Here is a 25,557-nt window from a genome sequence, read left to right on the forward strand (position 1 = left end):
TGGACGCGGCAGGCCGCGCCAGGCAACCGGGCTCAGAGCACCCTGGCGATGGCCTCGCACAGGGGATCTATGTTGGCATGGGTGATCCCCGCCACGCTGATGCGGCCAGACCCCACGATATAGATGCCGAACTCCTGCTTGAGCCGCTCCACCTGGGCCTTGTCCAGCCCGGAGAAGGAGAACATGCCGTTCTGCTCGCGAATGAAACCGAAGTCCTGGGCCACGCCCAGGGCCGCCAACTTCTCCACCAGCAGCTCGCGCATCTCGCGAATGCGTACCCGCATCTCTGCCACCTCGTCCACCCACTCGGCGTACAGCGCAGGATCCTGCACTATGGTGGTCACCACGGCGGCGCCATGGGAAGGGGGGTTGGAGTAGTTGGCACGGATCACCGTCTTGACCTGGGTAAAGGCCACGTCGGCTATCGCCTTGCTGGCACACACCAAGGTGAAGGCGCCGACCCGCTCGTTGTAGAGGCCGAAGTTCTTGGAAAACGAGCTGGCCACCAGCAACTCGTCATGGCAGGCGGCGAAGATGCGCAGCCCCTCGGCATCTTCCTCGATGCCACGGGCAAAGCCCTGATAGGCGAAGTCGAACAGCGGCAACCAGCCGGCGGCCACGCTCTGCTCGGCCAGGGCCAGCCACTGCTCCCGGGTAGGGTCGATGCCGGTCGGGTTGTGACAGCAACCATGGAGCAGCACCAGATCCCCCGCCTTCGCCTCACAGAGGGATGCCTGCATGGCGGCAAAATCCAGTCCCTTGCTGGCCGGATCATAGTACTTGTACCACTTCACCTCGAGGCCGGCGGCCTGGAAAACGCTGACGTGGTTGGCCCAGGTCGGATCCGAAATCCAGACGGTCTTGCTGAGGTTGTTGCGCGCCACAAACTCGGCGGCGATGCGCAGGGCACCCGTGCCCCCCGGTGCCTGGGCCGTCTTGACCCGGCCGCTGTTGATGATCTCGGCGCCCTTGCCAAACAGCAATTGCTGCACGATGGCGCCGTAGGCGGCCGTGCCTTCGATGCCGAGGTAGTTCTTGCTCAGCTCATCGCCGAGCAGGCGCTGTTCTGCCTTCTTGACACTGCGCAGAATAGGAGTGGCACCAGATTCATCCTTGTAGATCCCGACCCCGAGATTGATCTTGTCGGTACGAGGATCGGCGCGGAAGGCTTCGGTCAGGCCCAGAATCGGATCCGCTGGGGCGGCAACAACCTTTTCAAACATGGTTTTCCCTGTGTTCCATTGATTTTATTGGGGGGCGTCCTGGATGGTAAACACCGCGCCCCTTGGGCGGCGCGGCGCCTTCCTTTATACCACCCGTCATCTTGTGGGAAAACCGCTTTTTCGCCTCCCGTTTCACCGGGTCAACCGAGCGCCTGCCACGTCAGCGCCAGGGCCATCACCTCGGCCCCCAGCCCTTGCTGCGCGGCGATCAGAGGATGGCAGGCGCGGCACAGTGCCTGGGGCAGCTGACTCGGCTCCCAGCCGCGATGATCGGCCAGCGAAGTGGCATAGGTCGCCATGAAAGGCGCCAGATCCCGGGGCAACCACCAGCTGGCTGGGCGAGCGAAACGCGCCGCCAGGGCCTGCACCCGGGCGGCGCCGGCGGGGTCCAGATCCGTCACATGATGCCAGCTCACCCCGGGGGGCAAGGCGGCCAGCAAGGGCGCAAGCAGATGAAGCGCCTCGCACGGAGCCCACGCCAGCAAGGCATCGTCGGGCAGGGCCAGTTCGGCAAACACCCCGAGGCACTCGGTGGTGATGAGGCGGGCAGGCTCATCGCCGGGCCAGATCAGCTTGCCAAGCCCGGTCAGGCTGCGCTCGGGCAGGCTCACCTCCCCGAGGGTCTGCAACCAGGGGCCGGCATCGAGCAGCTGTCCACCCTGCAGAAACAGGCTGAAGGGGCGACTAGCCCTCAGCCTGAGTGCGGCATCGGCGCACAGCCCTACCCCCTTGTCTTCGAAATCGATCTGCTCGGCCGCGCTGAAGGGCTGACCCCCCTTGCGATAGAGGGCGGCGAGCACATCCCGATTGACCCTCTCCTTGAGCTGCCAGCCCTGGCCGTGGATCCACTCCTCCGGACTCGGCGGGGCGCAGGCCAGGCTGGCCAGGGTCAGCTCCCGCTGCAGGTAGCGCCGTCCCGCCGGGGTGAGCTCGACCTGCTGGCCGCCAAGGGAGTGAAGCAGTTGATTGTCCCGAAGCAGGGCGACCAGAGGCTGAAGATTGCGATCGCGCACCCGCACCCGCGCTTGCGCCAGCAGCTCTCTTGCGAATGCCTGCCATGCAGGATGAGTGAAATCAATCAAGGCCCGCTCCTTCCCTGTCGGGGCAACAAGCTGATTAATCTAACGAATATCGATGGCGATACCAAGCCGATGAGGTTGGCAATGTGATGCGGCGCAGGCCGCCAGGGGCAGGGCAGAAAAGCACAACGGCCAAGCAAGCTTGGCCGTTTCATCAACTCTTTCAAACGTCCCTACGAGAGGGAGGCGTGATTAGAAGTTGTATTGCAGGGCAACAGTCCACTCGTCGTCGCGGTCGTCGATACCCTGGATCTTGTACTCGGTGTAGGCCTTGAACTTGGAAGTGAAGTTGTACTGAACGCCCAGCAGGGTTTCGTCAACTTGATCTTCGTAGCTGCTGCCGTTGGCCTTGGTTTCGGTGAAGTTGTAGCCAGCCAGGAAGGTCCAGGCGTCTACGTTGTAGGAAGCAGCCAGCTCGTAGCCACGACCCCTGCCATCCCAACCGGTGTTGTCGTTGTCAACTTTACCCTGGGTGTACATACCGGCAAAGTAGAAGCCGTTGATGGCGTAGTTGGCACCGATGGCCCACTCGTCCTTGTCACCCTTGTCACCGGTGGTTTTGTTTTCCAGCTCGGAGGTGGAGTAGGCGGCGTCGAAGCCCAGACCGAAGTCGAAGTCGTAACCGGCAGCGGCGGCGAAGCCGTAGTTGCGCTTGACTTCCGGACCAAACAGGTCGGTCTCTTTGATGCCACCACCGACGTCGGTCACTTTCACAGCAACGTCATCGTTGGTCTGGTAGGACAGCTTGCCGGAGAAACCACCGAAGCTGTTGGAGTAGATGATCTGGCCTTCCTGACGACCGTCGTAGAAGTTACCTACGTCACCCCATTCGTTGAAGATATCGGTCGCTTCCAGAGCGTCGTAGAAAGCGGTGTCGGTCTGACCGAAGATGATCTTACCGTACTGGCTGCCGTCCAGACCTACGTAGATGTGACGGGAGTTGAATTTGTTGTCGGAGTTCTCGGCAGAAACCTGCCACTCGGTCTTGGCGATACCAGACCAGGTGTCGTTCAGGGCAACTTTACCGGACCAACCCAGACGGGAAGAACCAACCAGCTCACCATCGGCGTCATCGTGCTCACCGTAGTAGTTAGCCTGAACACGGCCGTAAACGTCAAAAGAGGTACCGTCTTTGTCATAGATGACAGCAGCGTTAGCGGCGGATGCGAACAGAGCCGGGATAGCAATAGCCAGAATTGTCTTTTTCATAGTTTCCAATGCCTACTGTAATTAAACACTAAGTTGTTGTTATTCCCTGTGTTAGCGATGTTCTTTGCATCACTATGGGGCCCGAGACTAGCACCGGGTTTTGCAATCCGCAATGAAAAAACTTGGAACTTTCTGGCGGATCCATAGTCATAGGGGAAAAAATGTGATCCTCCTCTCATCTCTTTCCCCTTGCCAAGGGAAAACGTTTACAGCGAAAAACGCTGCTTTTTTATGCTCGCTGAGGGGAGTCGTCCACCCCCAACCGCTGTGTTGGCATATTTGGCGGCAGCCATGGCAAGGGGGTCTCATCCCTGCCTCGACCCGGGCGCCGGGTTGCGGGTATCCTGTCACCCCAACCCCAGCCATGATCTGCCAATCCATGTTATCGACCCGTCTCAAAGCCAGTATTCGCGCCACCTATCGCCAGATAGCCGACGGCCTGCCCGGCTTTATGCCCCGCAGGGAGCAGAACTTCCTGGTGGCCGAGATAGCCAAGACCCTCACCGGGGAGTACGACAGGTCTCGCCGCATCCTGGTGGCCGAAGCGGGCACCGGGATAGGCAAATCCCTCTCCTATGCCCAGGGCGCCATCCCGGTGGCGCGGCTCACCCAGAAGAAGCTCATCATTTCCACCGCCACTGTGGCGTTGCAAGAGCAGCTGATCCACAAGGATCTGCCCTTCTATCATCGCCACAGCGAGCTGCCGTTTCGCTTCATGCTGGTCAAGGGGCGCCAGCGTTACTGCTGCGAGCACCTGCTGGAGCAGGCGGCCAGCGGCGCCGACATGAGCAACTTCGAGTTCGACTTCGAGGCCTTGAGCAAACACAAGCCAAGTGCCGGAGATCAGCGCCTCTACCAGGCCCTGTGGCAGGCCTACACCGACGGCAAGTGGGACGGAGACAGGGACAACTGGCCAGACCCCATTCCGGATCCGGGCTGGCTGCGCATCGCCGCCGACCGCCACACCTGCAACAAGGCGCTGAGTCACCATCAGCACTGCCCGTTTCATCGCGCCAGGAACGACATGGAGGCGGCCGATGTGCTGGTGGTCAATCATGCCCTGCTGCTTTCCGACCTCACCATGGGAGGGGGCATCATTCTGCCGAGCCCGGACGAGTGCCTCTATGTGCTCGACGAGGCCCATCACCTGCCCACCATAGCCCGGGATCACGGCGCCGCCAGCGCCAACATCAAGGGATCCCGCCGCTGGCTGGAGAAGCTGGCCCAGAGCAGCGGCAAGCTGGCCCGGGCCCTCAACAAGGAGAGCCTGCTCGATCCCCAGCTCAAGCTGCAAGACGCGCTCGCTTCCCTGCAACCGGATCTCAAGGCCCTCGAGCAGTGGCTCGCCGCCCACGAGGGCTTGCTGAGCACGGAGGGACAGCACAGGTTCGAGGGCGGGATACTGCCCGATCCGCTGCCCATGCTGGCCGAAAACCTGAAAGAGGCGAGCAAGAAGGCGTTGCGGGCGCTGGACAGGATGCAGGGCGCCATCGGCGAGGCCCTCAAAGATGGCGAGATCCGCCGCAAGGAGGCCGAACCCCTGCTGGCCGAGACCGGCTTTCACCTGCAGCGGCTGGAGAGTTTCACCGCCCTGTGGGAGATGCTGGGTCGCCATGTTCCCGAGGGCAAGACCCCCCTGGCCCGCTGGATGGTCAGAGGCGAAGATGGGGACACCTGGCTGCACGCCTCCCCCATCGAGGTCGGCTATCTGCTGGAGGAGTGGCTCTGGTCCCGCTGCATCGGCGCCGTGCTGGTCTCGGCCACTCTCACCGCCCTCTCCTCTTTCAGCTACTTTCGTCATCAGGTGGGGCTCAAGGAGCACGACGGCACCCGCTACCTGCGCCTGCGCTCTCCCTTCGACTACCAGAGGGCGGAGCTCTACCTGCCCAGGATGGCCAATGACCCTGGCGCCCCCGGCTTCACCCAGGAGCTTGTCGAGGTGTTACCTCGGCTGGTGGCCGGCAAGGAGGCGAGCCTGGTGCTGTTTTCCTCCTACCGGCAGATGAACGAGGTCGCCCAGGGGGTGAGGGCCAAGGGGCTCTCTTTGCTGGTGCAGGGGGAGGCGTCGCGCCATGCCCTGCTGACCCTGCACAAGCAGAAATGCGACGGCGGCCAGGCCAGCATCTTGTTCGGCACCGGCAGCTTCTCGGAAGGGCTGGACCTGCCCGGCCATTACCTCACCAACCTGGTGATCACCAAGCTCCCGTTTGCGGTGCCCAACTCCCCGGTGGAAGAGGCGACCGCCGAATGGGTCGAGCAGCGCGGCGGCAACCCCTTCCTCCAGCTGACAGTGCCGGAGGCGTCCCGCAAGCTGATCCAGGCCTGCGGCCGTCTCATCCGCAAGGAGACGGATCTGGGCCGGGTGACCATTCTCGATCGCCGCCTGCTCACCAAGCGTTACGGCAAGGGGCTGCTCGATGCCCTGCCGCCCTTCACCCGCCGCATCGAGTGACGGCGGCCGCCCCGCTATTGAGAAACAGAGGAATAGAGGAGGCCCGGCCCGGGCTCGAATCGGCACCCCTTGGCTATTGCCGCCCACGGCCAAACCTGTAAAAATGGCCCCTGTTTTCAGCAGGCCATCGCCTGACTGTTCAAGGAGAAGAAATGAAACTGACTGTTCTGGTGCCGGCTCTGGCTGGTCTGTTGTGGGCCGGCAGCGCCCTGGCCAATGTCCAATTGGAAGTCACCCCACCCTATGTGGTGCAGTTGATCGATGGCGCCTCTATCAATCCCAAACTGCTCGACAAATCCAACAGCTTCCCGCTTGAGGCGGGGGATCATCAGCTGGTGGTCGCCTTCGAAGGCAACTACTCCAGCCGCAGCGACACCAAGTTCGTGACCGCAGAGCCCCTGGTCATCAACTTCACCGCCGAAGACAACCAGCGCCTGACCCTGGACTACAAGAAGCCGCGCAACGAAGCCGAAGCGCAGCAGTTCATCAAGACCCAGCAAGTGGTACTCAAGGACAAGGTGAGCGGTCAGCCCGTCAAGAGCGAGCAGTTCGTGCTGCCCAAGGTTGAAGGGTTCCAACTGACCCGTGACTATCAGCAGGAGCTGATCGCCATGGGCAAGGCCTTCAACCAGCCGACCACGGTCGCCGTCTCCACCGCCGCCGTCATGGCCGCCGCCAGCGCCCCTGTCCAGGTGGCCCCGAGCAAGGCCCTGAGCAACCCGGAAGCCCTGACCCAGCTGCAAAGCTGGTACAACAAGGCTGACGCAGAGACGCGCAAAGCCTTCCAGATCTGGGTGATCCAGCAGCAATAAGGGCGCAGCGCGTCGCTTTATGCAAGAGTCGCTTTATGAAAAAAGGGGAGCCAGGCTCCCCTTTTTTCATTTCAGTTCAGGCCGATAACCATGTCCCTGCGCATCTTCTACCACCCCCATTACTCCTCCCTGACGCTGCCCGAGCGTCACCGCTTCCCCCTGGCCAAGTACCAGGCGCTCTACCAGCATCTGGCAGCACTGGGCTATCCGCTGGCAGAGGCCCCTGCCGCGAGCCGCGAGCAGATAACACGGGTCCACGACGCCGACTATGTGGCAGCGGCCCTTGCCGGCACCCTGGATGAGGGTGCCATCCGAAGACTCGGCTTCCCCTGGTCACCCATGCTGATTGAGCGCACCTTGCGCTCGGTCGGGGCCACCCTGGCCGCCAGCCGCCACGCCCTCGAGCAGGGCTGCGGCCTGCAGATCTCCGGCGGCTATCACCACGCCCATCGGGACTTTGGCAGCGGCTTCTGCCTGTTCAACGATCTGGTGATCGCGGCCAGGGCCTGCCTCGACGAGGGGCGCTGCGAGCAGGTGCTCATCGTGGATCTCGATGTCCATCAAGGGGATGGCAGCGCCGCCCTGTGCACGGGAAACCGGGACATCATCACCCTCTCCCTGCACGGCGAGCACAACTTCCCCCACCACAAGCCCGCCTCCCACCTGGACTTTGCCCTGCCAAGCGGCATGGAGGACGACGCCTACCTCGAGACCCTGGCCCAGGCGCTCTCTCTGGCACTGCGCCTCTACCGCCCCGACCTCATCCTCTATCAGGCCGGGGTCGACGTGCACCAGGCCGACGAGCTCGGCTACCTCTCCCTGAGCGACGCCGGGGTGCGCCAGCGGGACGCCATGGTGTTTGACTGTGCGATAAGCCACGGCCTGCCCATCGCCGCCGTCCCGGGAGGCGGTTATCGCCGTGACTGGCGGCAGTTGATCCCGTTGCACCTCTCCCTGTTCGAAGAGGCGAAAAAACGCCATGGCTAGCGCCTTCCCCCTCGCCAGCCCCAGATAACAACAAGGCGGCCCCGGGGCCGCCTTGTTGTTATCTGGCACCATCAGGCCATTCGAAGCCGATCACCTGAGCCCCGTCAGGACATGGGCCTTCGCCTGTTCATCAGACATGGGCCACCGGCGTCGGATGTTCCCCCATGGGGCGCCGCAGCATCAGCAGATAGATGAAGGAGACGCTGGCGATCATGATAAACAGCAGATGGTCCGAGTAGTGTTGCATCAAGAGCGCGGTATAGGCAGGGCCGAGCAGGCTGCCCAGGGTGTAGCTCAGCAGCAGCGCCTGATTCATCGCCACCAGTTGATGTTGCTCGACCTTCTCGCAGGCCCAGGCCATGGCCACCGGATAGAGGGTAAAACCGGCGGCGCCCAGGATGAAGAGCGCCGGGCCCATCCCGACAGCGCCGAGCATCGCCAAGGCGCCCAGAATGACCACCAGCACCTGCATCCGCAGTACCGGCAAGCGGCCGAACCTGTCCGCCAGACGGCCGGCGGGCCACTGCCCCAGGATGCCGGCGCTCACCATCACCGCCATCCAGTAGCCGATACCGGCATCACTGACCCCCTGATGGTTCAGGTAGAGCGGCATCAGACCATAGAGCGATCCCAGCACTATGCCGGAGATGATGCAGCCATTGACCCCAAGGCGTGCCTGACGCAGGCGCAGCATGGACCACACCCGGGTTTCCCCCTGTACCTCACCCTGCACGTTGGCAATCCTGGTGAACAGCAGCGGCAGGATGGCAGCCGCGACCAGGCCAGTCACCCAGGGCAGCACATCCATCAGACCGGTCGGCAACGTGCTGACCAGCAGTTGCCCGAGCACAGTCCCCAGGTAATAGACCATCATGTAGGCGGCGAGCAGGCGCCCCCGGTTGCGCGCATTGCCGCTGCACATCAGCGCACTCTCCACCACCACCCAGATCATGGCGCAGCCGATACCTGCGATGAAGCGCCAGCCGAGCCAGCTCCAGAATCCCAGGGTGAGTCCTAGTCCGACACAGGCGGCGGCAAAGAGGGCTGACGCCAGGTAGTAGCTGCGGTTGAACCCGGCGCGCCTGATCAGCGCTCCCGCCAGCAGGGTCCCCAGCAGGTTGCCGCAAAAATAGGCGGAGCCGACCATGCCCACCTGCCAGGTCGGCAGCTTGTCATGGGCGAGCCAGAGCGGCACCAGGGTATTCAACACTGCGATGGCCAGGATCAACAGCAGCAGGCCACAGAGCAATGACAGCACTGGCCGGGAGTATGTGGTCATGGATAAAACCGTGGGGAGAGTCAAAATGCGAGCGCATCATGCCACCGCCAAAGCCATTGTCAATCGGCGCTGAACGAACCGCTGCCAGGTTTTGCTTGGCACAGCCCTGGCGCCGCGGTACTGCCCCCTGCAGCGCCTGCCCGGCAACAGGATGAAGCCACGGACCAAGCGGGCCTTGGACTAGCAGGGATAGAGCCGGATGGGGATCTTCATCCCGCTGTGAGCGACGTCATCAAGGTGACCCGGGGCTTCTCCCCCTCTTCTGGATGCGCGACTCTTTGCCTCACCCCGGCCATCAAGGCCATAACTGAAGAGGCGACCCCGGGGTCGCCTCTTCTTGATGCCTGGCACAATGCCGGTTATTTCTGACGCTTTTTGGCATACTTGCGACGGGCCCGCGCCTGGCGCTCCTCTTCCCGCTCGGCCTTCTCCCTGGCCTTCTGCTCCGCCTCTTCGGCCGCCGCCACTATCTCCTCGCTCACCATCTCCGGGGTCTCCAGGGTGATGCGGCCAAGCAGGCCTGAGCGGAACTCGTTGACCAGGATCTCCGAGGCCTTGTGCAGATCCGCCAGGCCCCCTTTGCGCACGAAGGCGCGCTGGCGGGCGATGAGCTCCAGCAGCTCGATCTCGGTCTCGGGCAGATCGCTAATCTGATAGCGGGCCTTGATGCGCTCCGGGTAGGCCTTGATGAAATAATCGGCGGCGAACATGGCGATGTCGGCGTAGTCGAAGACGGTGTCCTTGATGGCCGCTGTGATGGCCAGCCGGTAGCCGCAGGAAGGGGGGTTGAGCTTGGGCCAGAGGAAGCCAGGGGTATCGGTCAGGATGACGTTGTTGTCGAGCTTGATCCGCTGCTGGGACTTGGTCACCCCCGCCTCGTTGCCGGTCCGGGCTATGGTACGCCCCGCCAGGGTATTGATCAGGGTGGACTTGCCCACGTTGGGGATGCCCATGATCATGGCGCGCACCCCGCGCAGGTCGAAGTTGCGCTCCGGCAGCATCTGGTGGCACAGGGTCAGCAGGCTCTTGATCTCGTCGGGCTGCTGCTGGGTCAGGGGCAGCGCCTTGATCCCCTTCTCCTGCTCCATGTGGGCCACCCAACGCGCCGTGATCTCGGGATCGGCGAGATCCGCCTTGTTGAGCACCTTGATGACGGGGGTGTCACCCCGCAATTCCGGCACCAGGGGGTTCTCGCTGGAGAAGGGGATCCGGGCATCGAGCATCTCTATGATGACATCGACCTGGGGCATGACCTCGGCGATCTCTTTACGGGCCTTGTGCATGTGACCGGGGAACCAGTTAATCGACATTCTCTCTCACCTTCTCTGCTCGGAACGGGGCGCATTTTACCTGCTTTTCCCCACATTGACAGACTCTTGTCTCACCGGGGGCCACTCTCCCTCCCATCGGCACCCCCTGGCACGGCACCACAATATTAACCACATGATTGATAAACGGATTTTCCACCGGTTTAACACTAGTGTCATCTGGGTTCATTCAAACCGTCATCTTGACTCCTTAGCCTTCACCTCGGTTTTACAAGGAGCGAACCCATGAAAAAAATGACGGGAATGGCACTCATGATCAGTGCCGCCCTGGCCGCCGGCTGCCATTCCAGCAACGACGACAACAGCAGCAGTGACAAGGGCGAGGCCAACACCCGCGCCAAGAACGTGATCTTCTTCCTCGGCGATGGCATGGGGATCAACACCCTGACCGCCGCCCGCATCTACGGGGTGGGCGAGGAGGGGGAGCTCACCATGGACACATTGCCAGAGACGGCCTTCATCAAGACCTTCTCCCACGACGCCCAGGTGACCGACTCGGCGCCTTCCATGGCGGCCTACATGACGGGGGTCAAGAGCAACAACGGCGTCATCAGCATGGATGGCGAGGCAACCCAGCAGGACGACTGCAGCAAGAGTGCCGGCAAGCCGGTCACCACCTTGCTGGAGCTGGCCAAGGCCGATGGCCGCGGCACCGGCGTGGTCACCACCACCCGCATCACCCACGCCACCCCGGCCGATACCTATGCCCACCTCTGCAACCGGGATCTGGAAGCGGACATCGCCGTGCAACTGGTACCGGGCGGCGCCGGCTACAACCCTGCCCTCAAGGATGGCATCGACGTGGTGCTCGGCGGCGGCAGCAGCTTCTTCCTGCCCACCGCCGACAAGGGCAAGCGGGAGGATGGCCGCAACCTCATCGAGGAGATGAAGGGCCAGGGCTACCAGTTCGCCAGCACCCTGGGCGAGTTGCAGGGAGCCGAGGCAGGCAAGCCACTGCTGGGTCTGTTTGGCGCCAGCCACATGAAGTACGAGCTCGACAGGCCCGCCAGCGAGCCCTCCCTCACCGACATGACCCTGGCCGCCATCAAGCAGCTCAAGGACAAGGAGCAGGGCTACTTCCTGATGGTGGAAGGGGGGCGCATCGACCACGCCCTGCATGACACCAATGCCAAGCGCGCCCTGCAAGACACCCTAGCCTTCGACAACGCCATCCAGGCCGCCATCCTTGAGGTGAAGAAAACCGATCCCGAGCTGAAAAACACCCTGATAGTAGTGACCGCCGACCATGACCATACGCTAGTGCTGAACGGTTATGCCAAGCGCACCGGCAAGACCACGGACAGCAACCCCGGGGTGCTGGGGCTGGCGAAGAACTATGTCAGCGGCGACAACCTGCTCGACAGCGACGGCATGCCCTACACCATCATCGGCTTTGGCAACGGCTACAACCGGGTCGACGGTTCACGGGCCAGCGTGGCACCGCTTGACGATGCCACCGTCTCCGCCGACGACTATCACCAGGAGGTGGTGGTCAAGGTGGGTGAACTCGGCAGCGAGACCCACGGCGGCACCGATGTGTTCCTCGGCGCCATCGGTCAGGGAGCGGATGGTTTCCATGGCTCTCTGGATAACACCGCCGTGTTCGGCAAGATCAAGGCTGCGGCCCAGCTCTAAGGAATGGCACCATGAAGACTCGATTCAAGACCTCACAGATCTGCACCGCCCTGACCCTGGCCACCCTGACCCTGGCCTCCCAGGCCCAGGCCAGCGACGCCAAGAACGTCATCCTCTTCATCGGCGACGGCATGGGCCCCACCGTGCTCACCGCCACCCGGCTGTTCAAGGTGGGAGAAGAGGGCAATCTGGAGATGATGAAACTGCCGCGCACGGCCCGCATCAAGACCTTCTCGAACGATGCCCAGACCACGGACTCGGCCCCCTCCATGGCGGCCTACACCACGGGCGTCAAGATGAACAACGAAGTGATCGCCATGAGCAGCGACACCCAGGCCGTCGCGCCGTCCAAGGACGCCAACGGCAACAAGGGCATCAACAACTGCAGCGCCGACAACGGCACCCCTGTGCCCACCCTCCTCGAGCTGGCCAAGGCGGCGGGCAAGTCGGTGGGGGCCGTCACCACCACCGAGCTGACCCACGCCACCCCGGCGGCCACCTACTCCCACATCTGCCACCGGGATGCCGCCTACGCCATCGCGGCCCAGGCAGTGCCGGGCGGCGCCGGGTTCAACAGCGCGCTGGGGGACGGAGTGGACGTGCTGATGGGTGGGGGTGCCAACCACTGGACCCCTTACGACAGCGCCAGCAACAAGGGAGGCCGGGCCGATGGCCGTGACCTCACCGCCGAGCTCGGTGCCAAGGGCTATCAGTACGTCACCACCCAAAGCGATCTCGCCAAGGTCGAGAGCGGCAAGGTGCTGGGCCTGTTCAGTGCCAAGTCCCACCTCGACTACGAGCTGGATCGCGTCGCCAAGGGCGCCGCCAATACCCAGCCGTCCCTGTCCGAGATGACGGCCAAGGCCATCGATCTGCTCAGCCAGAACGGTCAGGGTTACTTCCTGATGGTGGAAGGGGGCCGCATCGACCATGCACTCCATGGCACCAATGCCAAGCGGGCCCTCACCGATGCGGTCGCCCTGGACGACGCGGTCAAGACGGCCCTGGGCAAGGTCGATTTGAACGAGACCCTGATCGTGGTCACCGCCGACCATGACCACACCATGACCATCAACGGCTATGCCGCCAAGGGCAATCCCGTGCTGGATCTGGTGAAAAATGGCGACGGCTCGACCCAGACCGACGTGGATGGCAAGCCCTTCACCACGCTGGTGTTCGGCAATGGTCCGAACCGGGCCGATGTGCGCCCCACCCTCACCAGCACAGAAGTGATGGCGGATGACTACCTGCAGGAGACCGGCATCAAGCTCGGCTCCGAGACCCATGGCGGCGGCGATGTCATGCTGTTTGCCGATGGCGCCGGCAGCAGCCGCTTCAAGGGTACCCTGGATAACACCCGGGTATTTGGCAAGATAAAAGAGGCTCTGGGCCTCTGACTCGCCCTCAGGGAGAGGGTCCCGGGCCGGGGCCCTCTCCTCCCTTTCTATTCCTGCCGGGCGAGCCCCGGCAGACCAGCCCAGACAGAGACCCCATGAGAGAGACGCCCCTTCCCCTGCCCGCCCGGATCAGCGGGCCCCGTACCCTGGCCCCCGCCGGTCTCCTGCTGACCCTGCTCGGCCTTGCCCTGTTCTGCTCCCCCCGGGCCCTGGCCCTTGAGGCCGAGGCGCCGGATCTCGCCGCCCGCATCCAGTACGAGGACCGCAGCACGGGCGCCGACGGCGTGGTGCGCGAGAGCCGCTGGCAGGAGCGCTGGCAGCGCCGTGGCGATCACATCTGGAGCGAGCGGCTCATCCCGCTGCCCATTGCCCGCGCCTACCACCTGCGCCACGACAATCAGCCCGGCCACAAGCACTTCACCCACCAGATGGCGGCCCGCTGGGTCAGCCTGGCGCCCGGGGATCTGCAACTGCGCTACGCCGACCGCTACCACAACCAGCTGGTGAGCGTGCCCCCCGAGGAGTATGGCCAGGTCGCCTTCACCCCCAACCCGGCCAAGGTGCGCTTCCTCATCGATCCCGCGCTGCTGGCCACCATGGATCCCCTCGATGACGAGGCGCCAGCGGGGGCCCGCTGGTATGCACACCAGAGCCCCCATGAGCGCACCCGCATCCTCTGGTCCGAGCGCCTGCAGGTGCCCCTGAGCGTGGAATCCGGCTCCCTGGACGGCTATCGCAGCTATCGCATGACCCTCACCCCCACCCGGCTCGCGGCCAGGGCCCCCTGGCTCGATCTTGCCGGCTATCAGCAGCGGGACATTCGCGACTTCTTTGACTGAGCAGGGCCTGGCTGCGGCGAAGATGATACACTTGACGCCTTCGCCACCCAGATGAAGCGCCATGCCCCTGATCCTGTGCCTGCTGCTCGCCCTGCCCAGTCCCTTCGCCCTGGCCGTCACCCTGCTGGCGGCCGAGGTGCCCCCCTATGTGATCCGCGCCCAGCAAGGGGCGCCGACCGGCATGGCGGTGGAAGTGGTCGAAGAGGCGGCCCGTCGGCTGCGCGAACCCCTCACCATAGAGCTCATGCCCTTCGCCCGTGCCCTCGTGGAGGCCCAGCACAGGTCCGGGGTCTTGTTGCTGCCCCCGGTGCGCAGCCAGGATCGCGAGACACGCTTGCAATGGATAGCCCCCCTGCTCGAGGAGTCCTTCGTGCTTGCCAGCGATCGGCGCCATCACGACGAGCCGCTCACCCTGGCCGAGGCGAGGCGGCTCAAGATTGGCGTGCTGCGCCACTCCCTCAGCCACAGCCTGCTGCAGGCCAGGGGCATGCCCGAGCTGGAGAGCGTCGGAGCCGAGCGCGGCAACGCCGACAAGCTGGCGCGGGGGCGGATCCAGGCCTGGGCCGCCGCCTGGAATACCATGCGCTACGCCCAGCAGGAGGCCGGCCTCCCCCTCACTCGCCTGATCAAGGGGGAGACCCTGGCCAGGGTGCCGCTCTATCTGGCCGCCAACCTGGATTTTCCCGCCGAGGAGGCGGCGCGCTGGCGCCACACCCTAGCCGAGATGGCGGCCGACGGCAGCCTGGATCGCATCCTGCTGCAATACGACTACCAGGCTCCCTGAGTCCGGGTCAGCGATTGCCAAGCCAGGGCAGAATGGTTATGGTATCCCCATGAAAACCAATCTGATTTTCCCCATCCTGCTCACACCCAGCTGAGCCCCCGCCCGCGTCTCGTCCCGAGTCGCCCGGGGGCCGCACGCACCTGTATCCGTTTTATCCGCTATTCAACCCGGCCCCTGTGGCCCAGTTCATCCCATTGCATGAGGATCTATGCCATGACAGCACCCCATCTCATCATCTCCAGCCTGGATCTGGACCGTATTGAACCCCTGCTGGGCCACTCGCCCCAGCACAAGGCCCTGCAGGAGGAGCTGGATCGCGCCGAAATCCGCGAGCCCGCCGACATGCCGCCGGACGTGGTCACCATGAACAGCACGGTGCGCTTCAAGATGCAAAACAGCGATGCCCCCTTCTGCCTGACCCTGGTCTATCCCAAGGATGTGCAAGGGGATGAGTCCAGGATATCTGTGCTGGCCCCCGTGGGCAGCGCCCTGCTGGGGCTCAAGGTGGGAGACAGCATCAACTGGCCGGGCCCGGCCGGTCGCAACATCGCCGTCGAAATTCTGGAGGTGGTCTATCAGCCCGAGCGCGCGGGCGAACTGCACCGCTGACGCCGCCACGACCCGGATCGCCCGGGTCGAGGGCCGCCCCGCCCCATCAAGGGAGGCTCACAGGCGGGACGACTCCCGGGTCTCTTGCCAGACACAGACCCGGTTCTTCCCCTCCCGCTTGGCGCGATAGAGGGCCCCGTCGGCCCGGTGCAGTGCCTGCTCCAACCCCTCGCCGGGCCAGAGCCAGTCCAGTCCCATGCTGATGGTGATGCGGATCCCGTCCACCTCCAGGGCCGCTATCTCCCGGCGCAGCTGCTCGCACCGCTCATGAGCCTGACTCTGCTGCCAATTGGCCAGCAAGACGAACTCCTCGCCGCCAAAGCGCCCCACCAGCAGATCCGGCTGATCCTTCAGGTAGCGCCCCACCTCCCTGAGCACCCTGTCCCCCATCTCATGGCCGAAGCCGTCATTGATCTGCTTGAAGTCGTCAAGGTCGACCATGGCCAGCAAGACAGGCCCCTTGCCGAGCAAGGGGGCCAGGTGGTGATGCAGCCCGCGCCGATTGTAGACCCCGGTCAGGGGATCCTGGGTAGCCAGCTGGCGCAGGGCCAGGGCACGGTACTGGGTACAGAGCAGCAGCACCCCGAAGGTGGAGAGGTAGTTGCCCATCAGCATGGAGAGAAAGGGCAGCACATTGACCACGTGCTGATCCATCAGCACCCGTACCTCGCCGTCCAGCAGGGCCGCCATCCGCACCAGATTGAAGCCGTAGAGCAGTATGTTGACCACGGTAAACACCAGCACGGCGGGCAGGTAGGCCGGATAGCCGTGCCGCCAGACGAGAAAGACGATCACCGCCCCCAGCACCATGTAGCTCAGACAGGCCAGCAGTACCCGAGGCGCCATCTCGTCGTTGAACAGCACGCTCCAGCAGAGCAGCAACAGGTAGATCAGCATGAAGAGGGCGAAGGCGCGCCAGCTTGGCGGCTCCCCGAAGAAACGCTGCAAGGCCAGCGGCATCAGCGCAATGCAGAAGGTGATGAGCAGGTTGGCCAGCCAGATCCCGGCGATGTGGGGGGAGAACGCCTGCAGGAAGAAGAGCGACTGGGCCGCCAGGGCGCACAGACTGGACCACCACCAGAACCCGAGACCGGGGATCTCCCTGTGGGTCGACCAGATGATGGAGAGGGTGATGAAACCCAGGCTGTAGCCTCCGAGGGCCATCAGCATCAGGGTGAATACATCCAGATTGAGCAGTATTGAGGTGTCCATACCCGAGCCTTGCTGTGGGGATGGCTGAGTATATGGGAAGGCCATGACAAGACACAGAGGGAGCCCTCTGTCGTACTCAAATATTTCCCCGCCCCGGCCGCAGCCAGCCTCTTCTGCCCTGCGTTGCCGAAAAAAGCGCCGCCTGAGCCCGGATTATCTGTGCAGGTGACGGCAACATGCCTGCCGAATATTTTTGCACTTGAACCCACGCCATTAGATAGATATGTTGTTTTCTTGTGGTTTTATGAGCAAGGCCGCGAGGAAAAAGTCCCACTAACTTATTGAGTCTTCTGGCACAATCAACTTTTGGTACATTTTTCACTCAAGTTGCCATTCATAGAATCTCATATGGGGCTTTCGCCCCGACCAAGACAATAATCCTGTCTTGCCTGCTGCCGGATGCAGCAGTCTCTTGTGCCATGGAGTCGCACGGGAGCAGGTTCAAGGCCGAACACACTTACGACAGAGACGTCACCTATGATAAAAAAATTGATCCTTTCCACCCTGCTGGCCTGCGGGCTGGCCAACGCGGCCCCCACTGCCTCTCCCTCCACCCTGGATGCCATCCTGGATCGCGGCGTGCTGCGGGTCGGCTTCGATGCCGGCTATCAACCCTTCGAGATGACCAACAAGCAGGGCAACTACATCGGCTTTGATGTGGATCTCGCCAAGATGGTGGCCAAGGAGATGGGCGTGAAGGTGGAGTTCGTCAACACCGCCTGGGATGGCATCATCCCCGCGCTCTTGACCGACAAGTTCGACGTCATCATGGGCGGCATGACGGTCACCCCCCAGCGCAACCTGCGCGTCAACTTCGCCGATCCCTACATCGTCGTCGGCCAGACCATAGTGCTGCGCAAGGAGCTGGCGGGTGCCATCAAGTCCTATCAAGATCTGAACGATCCCAAGTACAAGATCGCGGTCAAGCTCGGCACCACGGGCGAGCAGGCCGTCAAGCGCATGATCCCCAAAGCCACCCTGCTGCAGTATGAGACCCAGGACGACGCCAAGCTGGAAGTGGTCAACGGCAAGGTCGATGCCTTCATCTATGACCTGCCCTACAACGCCATCTTCGCCTCCGAAAACAAGGCGGCCGTGGTGCACCTGGCGACGCCCTTCACCTTCGAACCCCTGGCCTGGGCCATTCGCAAGGGGGATCAGGACACCCTCAACTGGATGAACAACTACCTGCGCCAGATCAAGGGCGACGGCAGCTACGATCGCCTCTATCAGAAGTGGTTCGAGTCCAACGACTGGTTGAAACAGCTCAAGTAAACCTCCCGAGGGCGCGGCCAGACCGCGCCCCTCACGCAGACCCCACACAATAATGAAAGAGGTTGTCGACTGTGCTCAATCCGAGACCCATCAAGCAGATGGAAAAACAGCCCAGCTCACTACTCTGGCACGGCATTTTCGTGCTGATGATGCTGCTCGCCGTATTCGGCATCTACAAGGCCGTGCAATCGGTCGATTACACCTGGCGCTGGGAACGCATCCCCCAGTACATCGTCTATCAGGCCCAGCAACACAACTACGCCGAGTTTGACGGCACCGTCGTGGCCGAACAGGGCACCCTGGTGCTGCAAGACGATCTGGACGCCAGCCATCGCCAGGCCATCGCCGCCACCGGCTCCAACCTGAGCGAAGGGGACACCGTCTTTCGCGGCGATGTGCTAGATACCCAGCTGAAGTGGACCCCGGGTCCCATCGCCTTCGGCATCTGGGTCACCATCAAGCTCTCCCTGGTGGCCGGGGTGTTCGCCATCCTGCTGGGCACCCTGGCGGGCCTGGCCCGTCTCTCCCCCAACCCGGCCCTGCGCAATCTCGCCGGCTGCTATGTGGAGCTCATTCGCGGCACGCCGCTGCTGGTGCAGATCTTCATCGTCTACTTCTTCATCGGGACCGTGCTCAACCTCGACAGGTTCACCGCCGGGGTGGCGGCGCTGGCCGTCTTCACCGGCGCCTACGTGGCCGAAATCGTGCGCGCCGGCATCGACTCCATCCACAAGGGGCAGATGGAGGCGGGCAGAAGCCTTGGCCTCACTTCGGCCCAGACCATGCGCTACATCATACTGCCCCAGGCGTTCAAGCGGGTGCTGCCGCCCCTGGCCGGCCAGTTCATCAACCTCATCAAGGACTCTTCCCTGGTCTCGGTCATCTCCATCACGGATCTCACCAAGGCGGGGCGCGAGGTGGTCAGCTCCACCTTCAGCCCGTTCGAGGTCTGGTTCACCGTGGCCCTGCTCTATCTGGTGCTGACCGGTACCCTCTCCTTCCTGGTGCGACGTCTGGAGGTGAAATATGCGCGCAGCAACTGATCCCATTATCAAGTCGCAACCGAGGTCGAGCAGTTCTGCCATCATCGGTACCCCCTGCCCCTTCCCGGTGCGTCGTCTGGAGGTGAAATATGCGCGCAGCAACTGATCCCATTATCAAAGCGAGCGGCGTGGAGAAGTTCTACGGCACCCAGGTGCACGCCCTCAAGAACGTCAGCACAGAGGTGGCCGAAGGGGAAGTGGTGGTGATCGTGGGCCCGAGCGGCTCGGGCAAATCCACCTTCCTGCGCACCCTCAACCAGCTCGAGACCATCAACGACGGCCAGATCCTGGTCGATGGCATCAGCCTCACCGAGCCCGGGGATGTCAACAAGCTGCGGGAAGAGGTGGGCATGGTGTTCCAGTCCTTCAACCTCTTCCCCCACCTCAGCGTGCTGGACAACATCTCTCTCGCCCCCCAGAAGGTGCGCGGCCTGCCCCGCCAGGAGGCCGAGGAGCGGGCCAAGGCCCTGCTGCTGAAAGTGGGCCTCTCTGACAAGGCCCAGAGCTACCCGTCCCAGCTTTCCGGCGGCCAGCAGCAACGGGTGGCCATCGCCCGGGCGCTGGCCATGCAGCCGCGCATCATGCTGTTTGACGAGCCCACCAGCGCCCTGGACCCCGAGATGGTAGGGGAGGTGCTGGATGTCATGAAGGGGCTGGCGCGCGAGGGAATGACCATGGTGGTGGTGACCCACGAGATGGGCTTTGCCCGGGAAGTGGCGGACCGGGTGCTGTTCATGGAGCGCGGCGAGCTGCTGGTGGATGACAAGCCCGCCGATTTCTTCGACAACCCCGCCTCCCCCCGTCTGCGCCAGTTCCTGAGCCAGGTGCTCTAGCGCGAGGAGGCCCATCGGATAGCGAAAAAGGGGAGCCATTACGGCCCCCCTTTATCTTATCGCTTGGCGTGGGCCTGGCCCCTCTCCCGTCAAATCTGGTGGGTGAAGGACCAGAGCGCCGGTACCAGGGCCACCAGGGTGACACCGGCCAGCAGCCGTTCGCGCCCGCTGAGCCGCTGATCCGCCCCGAGCTGACGGCGGCTGTAGAGAAACAGCAGCAGACCCGGCCCGTAAAGCAACAAGGAGAGCAGCAGGTACTCCACCCCGGCGGCGTAGAGCAGCCAGAGACCGTAACCGCTCGATACCAGGGCCACCGCCCGCACCCGACCATTGCCCTCTCCACTCAAGGAGAGCTTGAGCAGGAACAGGCCGATGAACAGATAGGGCACCAGGATCATGGAGGTGGAGATGAGCAGCAGGTTGGTGTACCCCTTGCCGAGCAGCCACACCAGCAGCAGACAGCCCTGCACCGTCAGGCTGGTGAGCCAGAGGGACGCTATGGGGGTGCCGCTACGGTTCTGGCGCCGGAAGATGACCGGGAAGGCGCCGTGGCGCGCCGCGCTGAACGGCACCTCGGCCGAGAACAGGGTCCAGCTCACGTAGGAGGCGAGCACAGAGACGATGAGGCCGACGCTGATGAGCACCTTGCCCCAGGAGCCCGTCATCTGGGCCATCAACCCCGCCATGGAGGGGTTGGGCAGGGCCGCGAGCTCGGGGCGACTCAATATCCCGAGCGCCAGCACAGAGATGAGCACATAGAGCAGCAGCGCCAGCACCACGCCGAGCACTGTGGCCGTGCCCACGTCCCGCCTGTTTCTGGCCCGGGCCGAGAGCACAGCCGCCCCCTCGATGCCGGTGAAGACCCAGAGGGTGATGAGCATGGTGTTGCGCACCTGCTCGGAGACCGGCACCGCCAGGGTGCTGCCCTGCTGATCCGCCGCGAAGGTGACAGGATCGAACCAGTAGCAGGCGAACAGGATGAACAGCAGCAGCGGCAGGCTCTTGGCCAGGGTCGCCACCAGGTTGAACAGGGCCGCCTGCTGCACGCCGCGGGCCACCAGCAGGTGCACCGCCCAGAGGATGCAGGACTCGCCGACAAAAGCCGCCAATGTGTTGCCGTCACCAAACCAGACATTGTCAGGGGTGTCGACGAAACTGCCCAGCGCCGCGAAGGCGATCACCAGATAGCCCACCACGCCGATGGTGGCGCAGAGCCAATAGCCCCAGGCGGAGAAGAAGCCCACCAGATCGCCAAAGCCGGCGCGGGCATAGCTGTAGATGCCGCCGTCGAGCTCGGGTTTAAGCCGCGACAGATAGAGAAAACTCATGGCGAGCGCCAGGATGCCTACTCCGGTCACGCCCCAGCCGATCAGCACGGCGCGGGCCCCGGCCACCTCGGCCATGTTCTGGGGCAGGCTGAAAATGCCGGCCCCCACCATGGAGCTGAACACCAGGGCGGTAAGGGACCAGAACCCTATCTTGCTCTCTTTCATGGGCTCTCCCTAACGCAGCCGGTTGGCCAGCGCCTCGATGTGTTCCGGGCCTATGCCGCAGCAGCCGCCGATGAGAGAGGCCCCGGCCGCGCGCCAGCGCTCGGCCCAGCCGAGGTAATCCAGCGGCCCCAGATCGCCACGGATCTCGTCCAGGCCGTCGTTGGCGGTGGCCTCCTTGGGCTGGGGCGGGAAGGCGTTGGCATAGGCGCCGAGGCGAATGCCGCTGCGCCCCAGGGCCTGCAAGCCGGCGCTCGCCACCTTGAGCGCCCCTTCAATCACCTCGGGCTGGCAGCAGTTGAACAGGATGGCGTCCACCCCGGCCGACGCCAACGCGGTCACGGCATCGGCCACCCGCTCCCCGGAGCGCAGTCTGGGCTCGCTGCCCGGCGCCTCGTCTTCCAGGGTGAAGGAGACCCAGAACGGCTTGCCGTCCTCGGGCAGCAGGGCCTTGAGGGCCAGGGGCTCGGCGATGAGGCTCATGGTTTCGGCCAGCCAGAGATCCACATGGGGTGACAGGGCCCGGACAAGCGGGGTCGCCAGCTCGCTCACCCGATCGGCTTGATAGAGATCCGCGCGATAGGAGCCAAAGAGCGGTGGCAAGGAGCCGGCCACCTTGACGGCCCTCTTCTGTTCGTCGGCCACCTCCCGCGCCAGTTGCCCGGCCAGGGCCGCAAGTCGCTCGCCATCCGCGGCGAAGCGTGCGTCACCGATATGAAACGGCACCAGGGCATAGCTGTTGGTGGTGATGACCCGGGCACCGCTCGCCGCGAAGGCCCGGTGCACCTCGCGCACCGTCTCTGGCGCCTCCATCAGGGCCAGGGCCGACCACTCCGGCTGGCGAAAGGGTGCACCACGGCGCGCCAGCTCGCGGCCCATGCCGCCATCCAGTACCCACAAATCCTGTTTTTCCATCTCTGTCTCTCTGCGTGTCCCCGTCATGGCGGGTGTTTATTGTGTGAAGTCACATTAAAGCCATCAAAACATCTAGACGGCTAGAAATCCGTGACATCATGCCCCAAAGCACAGAGGGACGCAATCGGGAGCGACGAACAAATCCGGGCAAACGCAAGATGAGGGCGGTAAAGGACGGCGCACAGAGCGAGTCCTCGTCATGGAAAGGCCAGAATGGCAAGAGGCCACCCCAGGGGGTGACCTCTTGCCTTGCATGGTGGGTGAATGGCCCGGGCTCAACGCCCCGCCAGCACCCGCTTGAGCTGCTTGCTCCAGTCGGATACCCGGCCCTGGCGCGGCAGCCCCTGCCAGATCCCCTGCCAGCGGGCCTGGCTCAAGGGATGGCCGAGACGGCGCTCGACCCCGGCTCTCAGGTAGTCATGGGCCAGCTTGCTGGCCTGGGGAGAGCCGAGGAACTTGGACACGGGATCGCTCATGCGCACGTCGCGCATGCCGAGCAGGGGATAATCGGTCTGCACCGCCGCCAGCATGGTTTCACGCATGGCGGATTCGATGTAGCCACGGGCGAACAGGGCCGTCACCGACTCCAGCGACCCCTGATCCGGGCCATGGTACTCCTCGTCAAAGGTAGGGGCAGGCTGAGCGGCATCGCTCTGCACCACGGCATCGGGATCCGGTTGCGGCGCTACCACCGCCGCCTTGGGGGTCACCGGCTTGGGGGCGACAACCGGCTTGCGAGGGGCGCTCTGGCTGCAGGCCCCCAGCGCCAGGGCGAGGACCAAGCAAGCGAACGCACGAGAATAAGACGGCATCTTCATGACTCCTGATGAACTCCTTTACGATTCCTGGGCGGGCTTCTCGGCCGGTGCGGCCTCTACCCGGGTGACCAGCAGTTGATCAATCTTGTAGCTGTCGATGTCGACGACTTCGAACTTGTATCCGGCGTATTTGACCGAGTCGGTCCGCTTGGGGATCTTGCGCAGCATGAACATGATGAAACCGGCGATGGTCTCGTAGTTCTGGCTCTCCGGGAACTCCTCGATGTCGAAGGCCCGCATCACGTCCGAGATGGGAGTGACGCCGTCCACCAGCCAGGAGTTCTCGTCCCGCTGGACTATCTGCTCTTCCACCACGTGGGTGGCCCACTCCCCCATGACGGTGCTCATCAGATCGTTCATGGTGACGATACCCACCACCAGGGCGTACTCGTTCATCACCACGGCGAAATCGCCACGATGATTCTTGAAGTACTCCATGGCCTCGTAGAGGTTCAGGGTATCCGGGATGATGATGACGTTCTGCACCAGGTTGCCGCCGATGAGGTCTATGCTCTGGCCGCCGATGACGCGGATCAGCAGCTCCTTGGCATCGACGAAGCCCTTGATGCTGTCGAGGTTGTGGTCGCACACCAGGAACTTGTTGTGGGGATGCTCGGCTATCTTGGCCTTGATGCTCTCTTCGCTCTCTTGCAGGGTGAAGTAGATGAGGCTTTCGCGCGCCGTCATGGCGGAGGTGACGCCGAGGGACTGGAGCTCGAACACGTTCTCGATGAGTTGATGCTCCTCGCGCTGCAACACGCCGGCAGCGGCCCCCGCGTCCATCACCGCATAGATGTCGTCCGAGGTGATCTCGTCGTTGCGCACCATGGAGACCCGCAGCAGGCGGAACAGGGCATTGGCCATGCCGTTGAAGAACCACACCAGGGGCATCCACAGCACCACGAACAGCATCATGGGGCGCACCACCACCACGGCGATCCGTTCGGGCATGGTCATGGCCAGGCGCTTGGGCATCAGATCCGCCAGCAGAATGAACATGCCGGTGACAAAGACGAAGGAGGCGATGGAGCTGATTTCCCCGAGCCAGGGCCCCTGATAGATGGCGGCGATCAGCCCCTTGATGGCGGGATTGAGGGCGGACTCGCCCAATATGCCGCCCAGAATGGCGACGGTATTGAGGCCTATCTGCACCACGGTAAAGAAGTTACCCGGCTGGGCCTGCAAGGCCAGCACCTTGGCGGCCTGGCGGTTGCCCTCGTCGGCCATCACCTGCAATTTTATCTTGCGGGAAGCGGCGAGGGAGATCTCGGAGAGGGAAAAGAACACGCTGCCGGCAACCAGCAGCAGCAGTAAAAACAGACTATCGGCAAAACTCATGATTGACCTATTGCTACAGCCGCCTTGACACAAGACGGCAAACTGGGCCCGGGAAACCGGACCGTGAGTCCATCCGGGACTCACACAGGGGCCGTATTCTAGCAGAAAAGCGCCCCTTTGGGCGCGCTATCTCAACTTGTCGCGCAATGCAATAAAAAAGGCGCTCAGCGCGCCTTTTTATTCATTTCATCAGGGTTTGCCCAGCAGGTCGTTGATCTCGTCCACCTTGGTGTGGCGCACGTCCTTGCCCTTGACGAAGTAGATGATGTATTCGCAGATGTGCTGGCAGCGGTCCCCCACCCGCTCGATGGCCCGCGCCGCCCACAGCACGTTGAGTACCTGGGGGATGGTGCGGGGATCTTCCATCATGTAGGTCATCAGCTCGCGGATGATGGACTCGTACTCCCGGTCGACCTTGTCATCTTCCTTGTAGACAGTGATGGCCGCCTCCAGATCCATGCGGGCGAAGGCATCGAGCACGTCGTGCAGCATCTTGATGGTGCGACGGCCCATGTTTTCAAGCGACACCAGGGGCGGCTGCGGCTTGTTGGCGTTGTCGGTGAGCATGCGGGCTATCTTGTCCGCCACATCGCCGATGCGCTCCAGATCCGTGATGGTCTTGATGATGGCCATCACCAGGCGCAGATCGGAGGCTGCCGGCTGACGCTTGGCGATGATGCGGGTGCACTCCTCGTCGATGGCCACTTCCATGGCGTTGACCTTGTGGTCGTTGGCCACTATCTTGCGCGCCGCCTCCAGATCCTGACCATGAATGGCGGCGATGGCGTCGGTCAGCTGCTGCTCCACCAGGCCACCCATCACCAGCACCTGATTGCGCACGCTCTCGAGCTCGGCATTGAACTGACCGGAGATGTGTTTGTTGAGATTCATATTGTCCATACCAATAATCCTTGTTGCTCCGATTATGCCTTAGCCGTTGAACCGACCGCCAATCTGTTTATTGATGCTCATCTTGTTCATACCAATGATCCTTGTTGCA

At 63.2% G+C, this 25,557-nt stretch carries 22 protein-coding genes; 11 read left to right on the forward strand and 11 right to left on the reverse strand.

Going from position 1 to position 25,557, the window contains the following annotated elements:
* Positions 1–32 precede the first annotated feature (32 nt).
* From ACEUCR_RS03575 to ACEUCR_RS03585, 3 genes are all read right to left on the reverse strand, one after another.
* Positions 33–1,223, reverse strand: a complete 1,191-nt coding sequence (locus tag ACEUCR_RS03575; RefSeq protein ID WP_408788078.1) for an amino acid aminotransferase — start codon at positions 1,221–1,223, stop codon at positions 33–35.
* A 140-nt stretch (positions 1,224–1,363) separates the two neighbouring features.
* A complete protein-coding gene (locus tag ACEUCR_RS03580) occupies positions 1,364–2,305 on the reverse strand; it encodes a hypothetical protein (protein WP_041998232.1) in 942 nt (313 codons plus the stop codon).
* A 189-nt stretch (positions 2,306–2,494) separates the two neighbouring features.
* Complete coding sequence (locus tag ACEUCR_RS03585) at positions 2,495–3,511, reverse strand: porin (protein ID WP_111873545.1); 1,017 nt, start codon at positions 3,509–3,511, stop codon at positions 2,495–2,497.
* Between the two features lie 379 nt (positions 3,512–3,890).
* Between ACEUCR_RS03585 and dinG the strand changes: the two genes are divergently transcribed.
* The 3 genes from dinG to ACEUCR_RS03600 all read left to right on the forward strand — a co-directional run bounded on the left by dinG (position 3,891) and on the right by ACEUCR_RS03600 (position 7,762).
* Positions 3,891–5,963: an ATP-dependent DNA helicase DinG gene (gene dinG / locus ACEUCR_RS03590; RefSeq protein WP_408788081.1), complete on the forward strand. Its 2,073-nt coding sequence runs from the start codon at positions 3,891–3,893 to the stop codon at positions 5,961–5,963.
* Between the two features lie 152 nt (positions 5,964–6,115).
* Positions 6,116–6,775: a YccT family protein gene (locus ACEUCR_RS03595; protein ID WP_111873547.1), complete on the forward strand. Its 660-nt coding sequence runs from the start codon at positions 6,116–6,118 to the stop codon at positions 6,773–6,775.
* Between the two features lie 90 nt (positions 6,776–6,865).
* The gene (locus ACEUCR_RS03600; RefSeq protein ID WP_408788082.1) at positions 6,866–7,762 is read left to right on the forward strand and encodes a histone deacetylase family protein; all 897 of its coding nucleotides are present in this window, start codon (positions 6,866–6,868) and stop codon (positions 7,760–7,762) included.
* 130 nt (positions 7,763–7,892) lie between these two features.
* On the opposite strand, the gene ACEUCR_RS03605 is transcribed toward ACEUCR_RS03600, so the two are convergent.
* Positions 7,893–9,041: an MFS transporter gene (locus ACEUCR_RS03605; protein WP_408788084.1), complete on the reverse strand. Its 1,149-nt coding sequence runs from the start codon at positions 9,039–9,041 to the stop codon at positions 7,893–7,895.
* Between the two features lie 359 nt (positions 9,042–9,400).
* A complete protein-coding gene (gene ylqF, locus ACEUCR_RS03610) occupies positions 9,401–10,351 on the reverse strand; it encodes a ribosome biogenesis GTPase YlqF (protein WP_041998243.1) in 951 nt (316 codons plus the stop codon).
* A gap of 243 nt (positions 10,352–10,594) precedes the next feature.
* Here ylqF and ACEUCR_RS03615 point away from each other — a divergent pair, with 243 nt between their 5' ends.
* The 5 genes from ACEUCR_RS03615 to rnk all read left to right on the forward strand — a co-directional run bounded on the left by ACEUCR_RS03615 (position 10,595) and on the right by rnk (position 15,633).
* Complete coding sequence (locus ACEUCR_RS03615) at positions 10,595–12,004, forward strand: alkaline phosphatase (RefSeq protein ID WP_408788087.1); 1,410 nt, start codon at positions 10,595–10,597, stop codon at positions 12,002–12,004.
* A gap of 11 nt (positions 12,005–12,015) precedes the next feature.
* A complete protein-coding gene (locus ACEUCR_RS03620; protein ID WP_408788090.1) occupies positions 12,016–13,401 on the forward strand; it encodes an alkaline phosphatase in 1,386 nt (461 codons plus the stop codon).
* A gap of 95 nt (positions 13,402–13,496) precedes the next feature.
* Entirely contained in the window at positions 13,497–14,240 is a 744-nt protein-coding gene (locus ACEUCR_RS03625; protein ID WP_408788092.1) for a hypothetical protein, read from the forward strand.
* A 61-nt stretch (positions 14,241–14,301) separates the two neighbouring features.
* A complete protein-coding gene (locus ACEUCR_RS03630; RefSeq protein WP_392442319.1) occupies positions 14,302–15,024 on the forward strand; it encodes a substrate-binding periplasmic protein in 723 nt (240 codons plus the stop codon).
* Positions 15,025–15,237: 213 nt separating this feature from the next.
* Complete coding sequence (gene rnk, locus ACEUCR_RS03635) at positions 15,238–15,633, forward strand: nucleoside diphosphate kinase regulator (protein ID WP_041998251.1); 396 nt, start codon at positions 15,238–15,240, stop codon at positions 15,631–15,633.
* Between the two features lie 57 nt (positions 15,634–15,690).
* Here rnk and ACEUCR_RS03640 read toward each other — a convergent pair whose 3' ends face one another.
* Positions 15,691–16,845 carry a GGDEF domain-containing protein gene (locus ACEUCR_RS03640; protein WP_041998253.1) on the reverse strand — a complete coding sequence of 385 codons (1,155 nt, stop codon included), beginning with the start codon at positions 16,843–16,845 and terminating at the stop codon, positions 15,691–15,693.
* Positions 16,846–17,322: 477 nt separating this feature from the next.
* Here ACEUCR_RS03640 and ACEUCR_RS03645 point away from each other — a divergent pair, with 477 nt between their 5' ends.
* The 3 genes from ACEUCR_RS03645 (at position 17,323) to ACEUCR_RS03655 (ending at position 19,996) form a co-directional block, all read left to right on the forward strand.
* On the forward strand, positions 17,323–18,120 hold the full coding sequence (locus tag ACEUCR_RS03645; RefSeq protein ID WP_041998255.1) for a transporter substrate-binding domain-containing protein: 798 nt from the start codon (positions 17,323–17,325) through the stop codon (positions 18,118–18,120).
* Between the two features lie 71 nt (positions 18,121–18,191).
* Positions 18,192–19,163, forward strand: coding sequence for an amino acid ABC transporter permease (locus ACEUCR_RS03650; RefSeq protein WP_408789028.1), 972 nt, complete (start codon positions 18,192–18,194; stop codon positions 19,161–19,163).
* Between the two features lie 89 nt (positions 19,164–19,252).
* Entirely contained in the window at positions 19,253–19,996 is a 744-nt protein-coding gene (locus ACEUCR_RS03655; RefSeq protein WP_041998257.1) for an amino acid ABC transporter ATP-binding protein, read from the forward strand.
* 89 nt (positions 19,997–20,085) lie between these two features.
* Here ACEUCR_RS03655 and ACEUCR_RS03660 read toward each other — a convergent pair whose 3' ends face one another.
* The 5 genes from ACEUCR_RS03660 to phoU form a co-directional block, all read right to left on the reverse strand.
* A complete protein-coding gene (locus tag ACEUCR_RS03660; RefSeq protein WP_408788096.1) occupies positions 20,086–21,489 on the reverse strand; it encodes a basic amino acid/polyamine antiporter in 1,404 nt (467 codons plus the stop codon).
* 9 nt (positions 21,490–21,498) lie between these two features.
* Positions 21,499–22,401, reverse strand: coding sequence for a homocysteine S-methyltransferase family protein (locus ACEUCR_RS03665; protein ID WP_408788099.1), 903 nt, complete (start codon positions 22,399–22,401; stop codon positions 21,499–21,501).
* A 275-nt stretch (positions 22,402–22,676) separates the two neighbouring features.
* Positions 22,677–23,219: a hypothetical protein gene (locus ACEUCR_RS03670; RefSeq protein ID WP_408788103.1), complete on the reverse strand. Its 543-nt coding sequence runs from the start codon at positions 23,217–23,219 to the stop codon at positions 22,677–22,679.
* 18 nt (positions 23,220–23,237) lie between these two features.
* The gene (locus ACEUCR_RS03675; RefSeq protein WP_041998265.1) at positions 23,238–24,557 is read right to left on the reverse strand and encodes a hemolysin family protein; all 1,320 of its coding nucleotides are present in this window, start codon (positions 24,555–24,557) and stop codon (positions 23,238–23,240) included.
* A 189-nt stretch (positions 24,558–24,746) separates the two neighbouring features.
* Positions 24,747–25,457, reverse strand: coding sequence for a phosphate signaling complex protein PhoU (phoU, locus tag ACEUCR_RS03680; protein ID WP_041998267.1), 711 nt, complete (start codon positions 25,455–25,457; stop codon positions 24,747–24,749).
* Positions 25,458–25,557 lie beyond the last annotated feature (100 nt).

This window comes from Aeromonas bivalvium (genome assembly GCF_046078285.1).
In the GTDB taxonomy this organism is placed as follows: Bacteria; Pseudomonadota; Gammaproteobacteria; order Enterobacterales; family Aeromonadaceae; genus Aeromonas; species Aeromonas bivalvium.

Bases quoted from the DNA above. Each gene is read 5' to 3' on its own strand.
- ACEUCR_RS03595 (WP_111873547.1), top strand. From the start codon at position 6,116: ATGAAACTGACTGTTCTGGTGCCGGCTCTGGCTGGTCTGTTGTGGGCC.
- ACEUCR_RS03645 (WP_041998255.1), top strand. From the start codon at position 17,323: ATGATAAAAAAATTGATCCTTTCCACCCTGCTGGCCTGCGGGCTGGCC.
- ACEUCR_RS03655 (WP_041998257.1), top strand. From the start codon at position 19,253: ATGCGCGCAGCAACTGATCCCATTATCAAAGCGAGCGGCGTGGAGAAG.
- ACEUCR_RS03660 (WP_408788096.1), bottom strand. From the start codon at position 21,489: ATGAAAGAGAGCAAGATAGGGTTCTGGTCCCTTACCGCCCTGGTGTTC.
- ACEUCR_RS03605 (WP_408788084.1), bottom strand. From the start codon at position 9,041: ATGACCACATACTCCCGGCCAGTGCTGTCATTGCTCTGTGGCCTGCTG.
- ACEUCR_RS03675 (WP_041998265.1), bottom strand. From the start codon at position 24,557: ATGAGTTTTGCCGATAGTCTGTTTTTACTGCTGCTGCTGGTTGCCGGC.
- ACEUCR_RS03585 (WP_111873545.1), bottom strand. From the start codon at position 3,511: ATGAAAAAGACAATTCTGGCTATTGCTATCCCGGCTCTGTTCGCATCC.
- dinG (WP_408788081.1), top strand. From the start codon at position 3,891: ATGTTATCGACCCGTCTCAAAGCCAGTATTCGCGCCACCTATCGCCAG.
- ylqF (WP_041998243.1), bottom strand. From the start codon at position 10,351: ATGTCGATTAACTGGTTCCCCGGTCACATGCACAAGGCCCGTAAAGAG.
- ACEUCR_RS03640 (WP_041998253.1), bottom strand. From the start codon at position 16,845: ATGGACACCTCAATACTGCTCAATCTGGATGTATTCACCCTGATGCTG.
- ACEUCR_RS03620 (WP_408788090.1), top strand. From the start codon at position 12,016: ATGAAGACTCGATTCAAGACCTCACAGATCTGCACCGCCCTGACCCTG.
- phoU (WP_041998267.1), bottom strand. From the start codon at position 25,457: ATGGACAATATGAATCTCAACAAACACATCTCCGGTCAGTTCAATGCC.
- ACEUCR_RS03575 (WP_408788078.1), bottom strand. From the start codon at position 1,223: ATGTTTGAAAAGGTTGTTGCCGCCCCAGCGGATCCGATTCTGGGCCTG.
- ACEUCR_RS03615 (WP_408788087.1), top strand. From the start codon at position 10,595: ATGAAAAAAATGACGGGAATGGCACTCATGATCAGTGCCGCCCTGGCC.
- rnk (WP_041998251.1), top strand. From the start codon at position 15,238: ATGACAGCACCCCATCTCATCATCTCCAGCCTGGATCTGGACCGTATT.
- ACEUCR_RS03600 (WP_408788082.1), top strand. From the start codon at position 6,866: ATGTCCCTGCGCATCTTCTACCACCCCCATTACTCCTCCCTGACGCTG.
- ACEUCR_RS03625 (WP_408788092.1), top strand. From the start codon at position 13,497: ATGAGAGAGACGCCCCTTCCCCTGCCCGCCCGGATCAGCGGGCCCCGT.
- ACEUCR_RS03670 (WP_408788103.1), bottom strand. From the start codon at position 23,219: ATGAAGATGCCGTCTTATTCTCGTGCGTTCGCTTGCTTGGTCCTCGCC.
- ACEUCR_RS03630 (WP_392442319.1), top strand. From the start codon at position 14,302: ATGCCCCTGATCCTGTGCCTGCTGCTCGCCCTGCCCAGTCCCTTCGCC.
- ACEUCR_RS03665 (WP_408788099.1), bottom strand. From the start codon at position 22,401: ATGGAAAAACAGGATTTGTGGGTACTGGATGGCGGCATGGGCCGCGAG.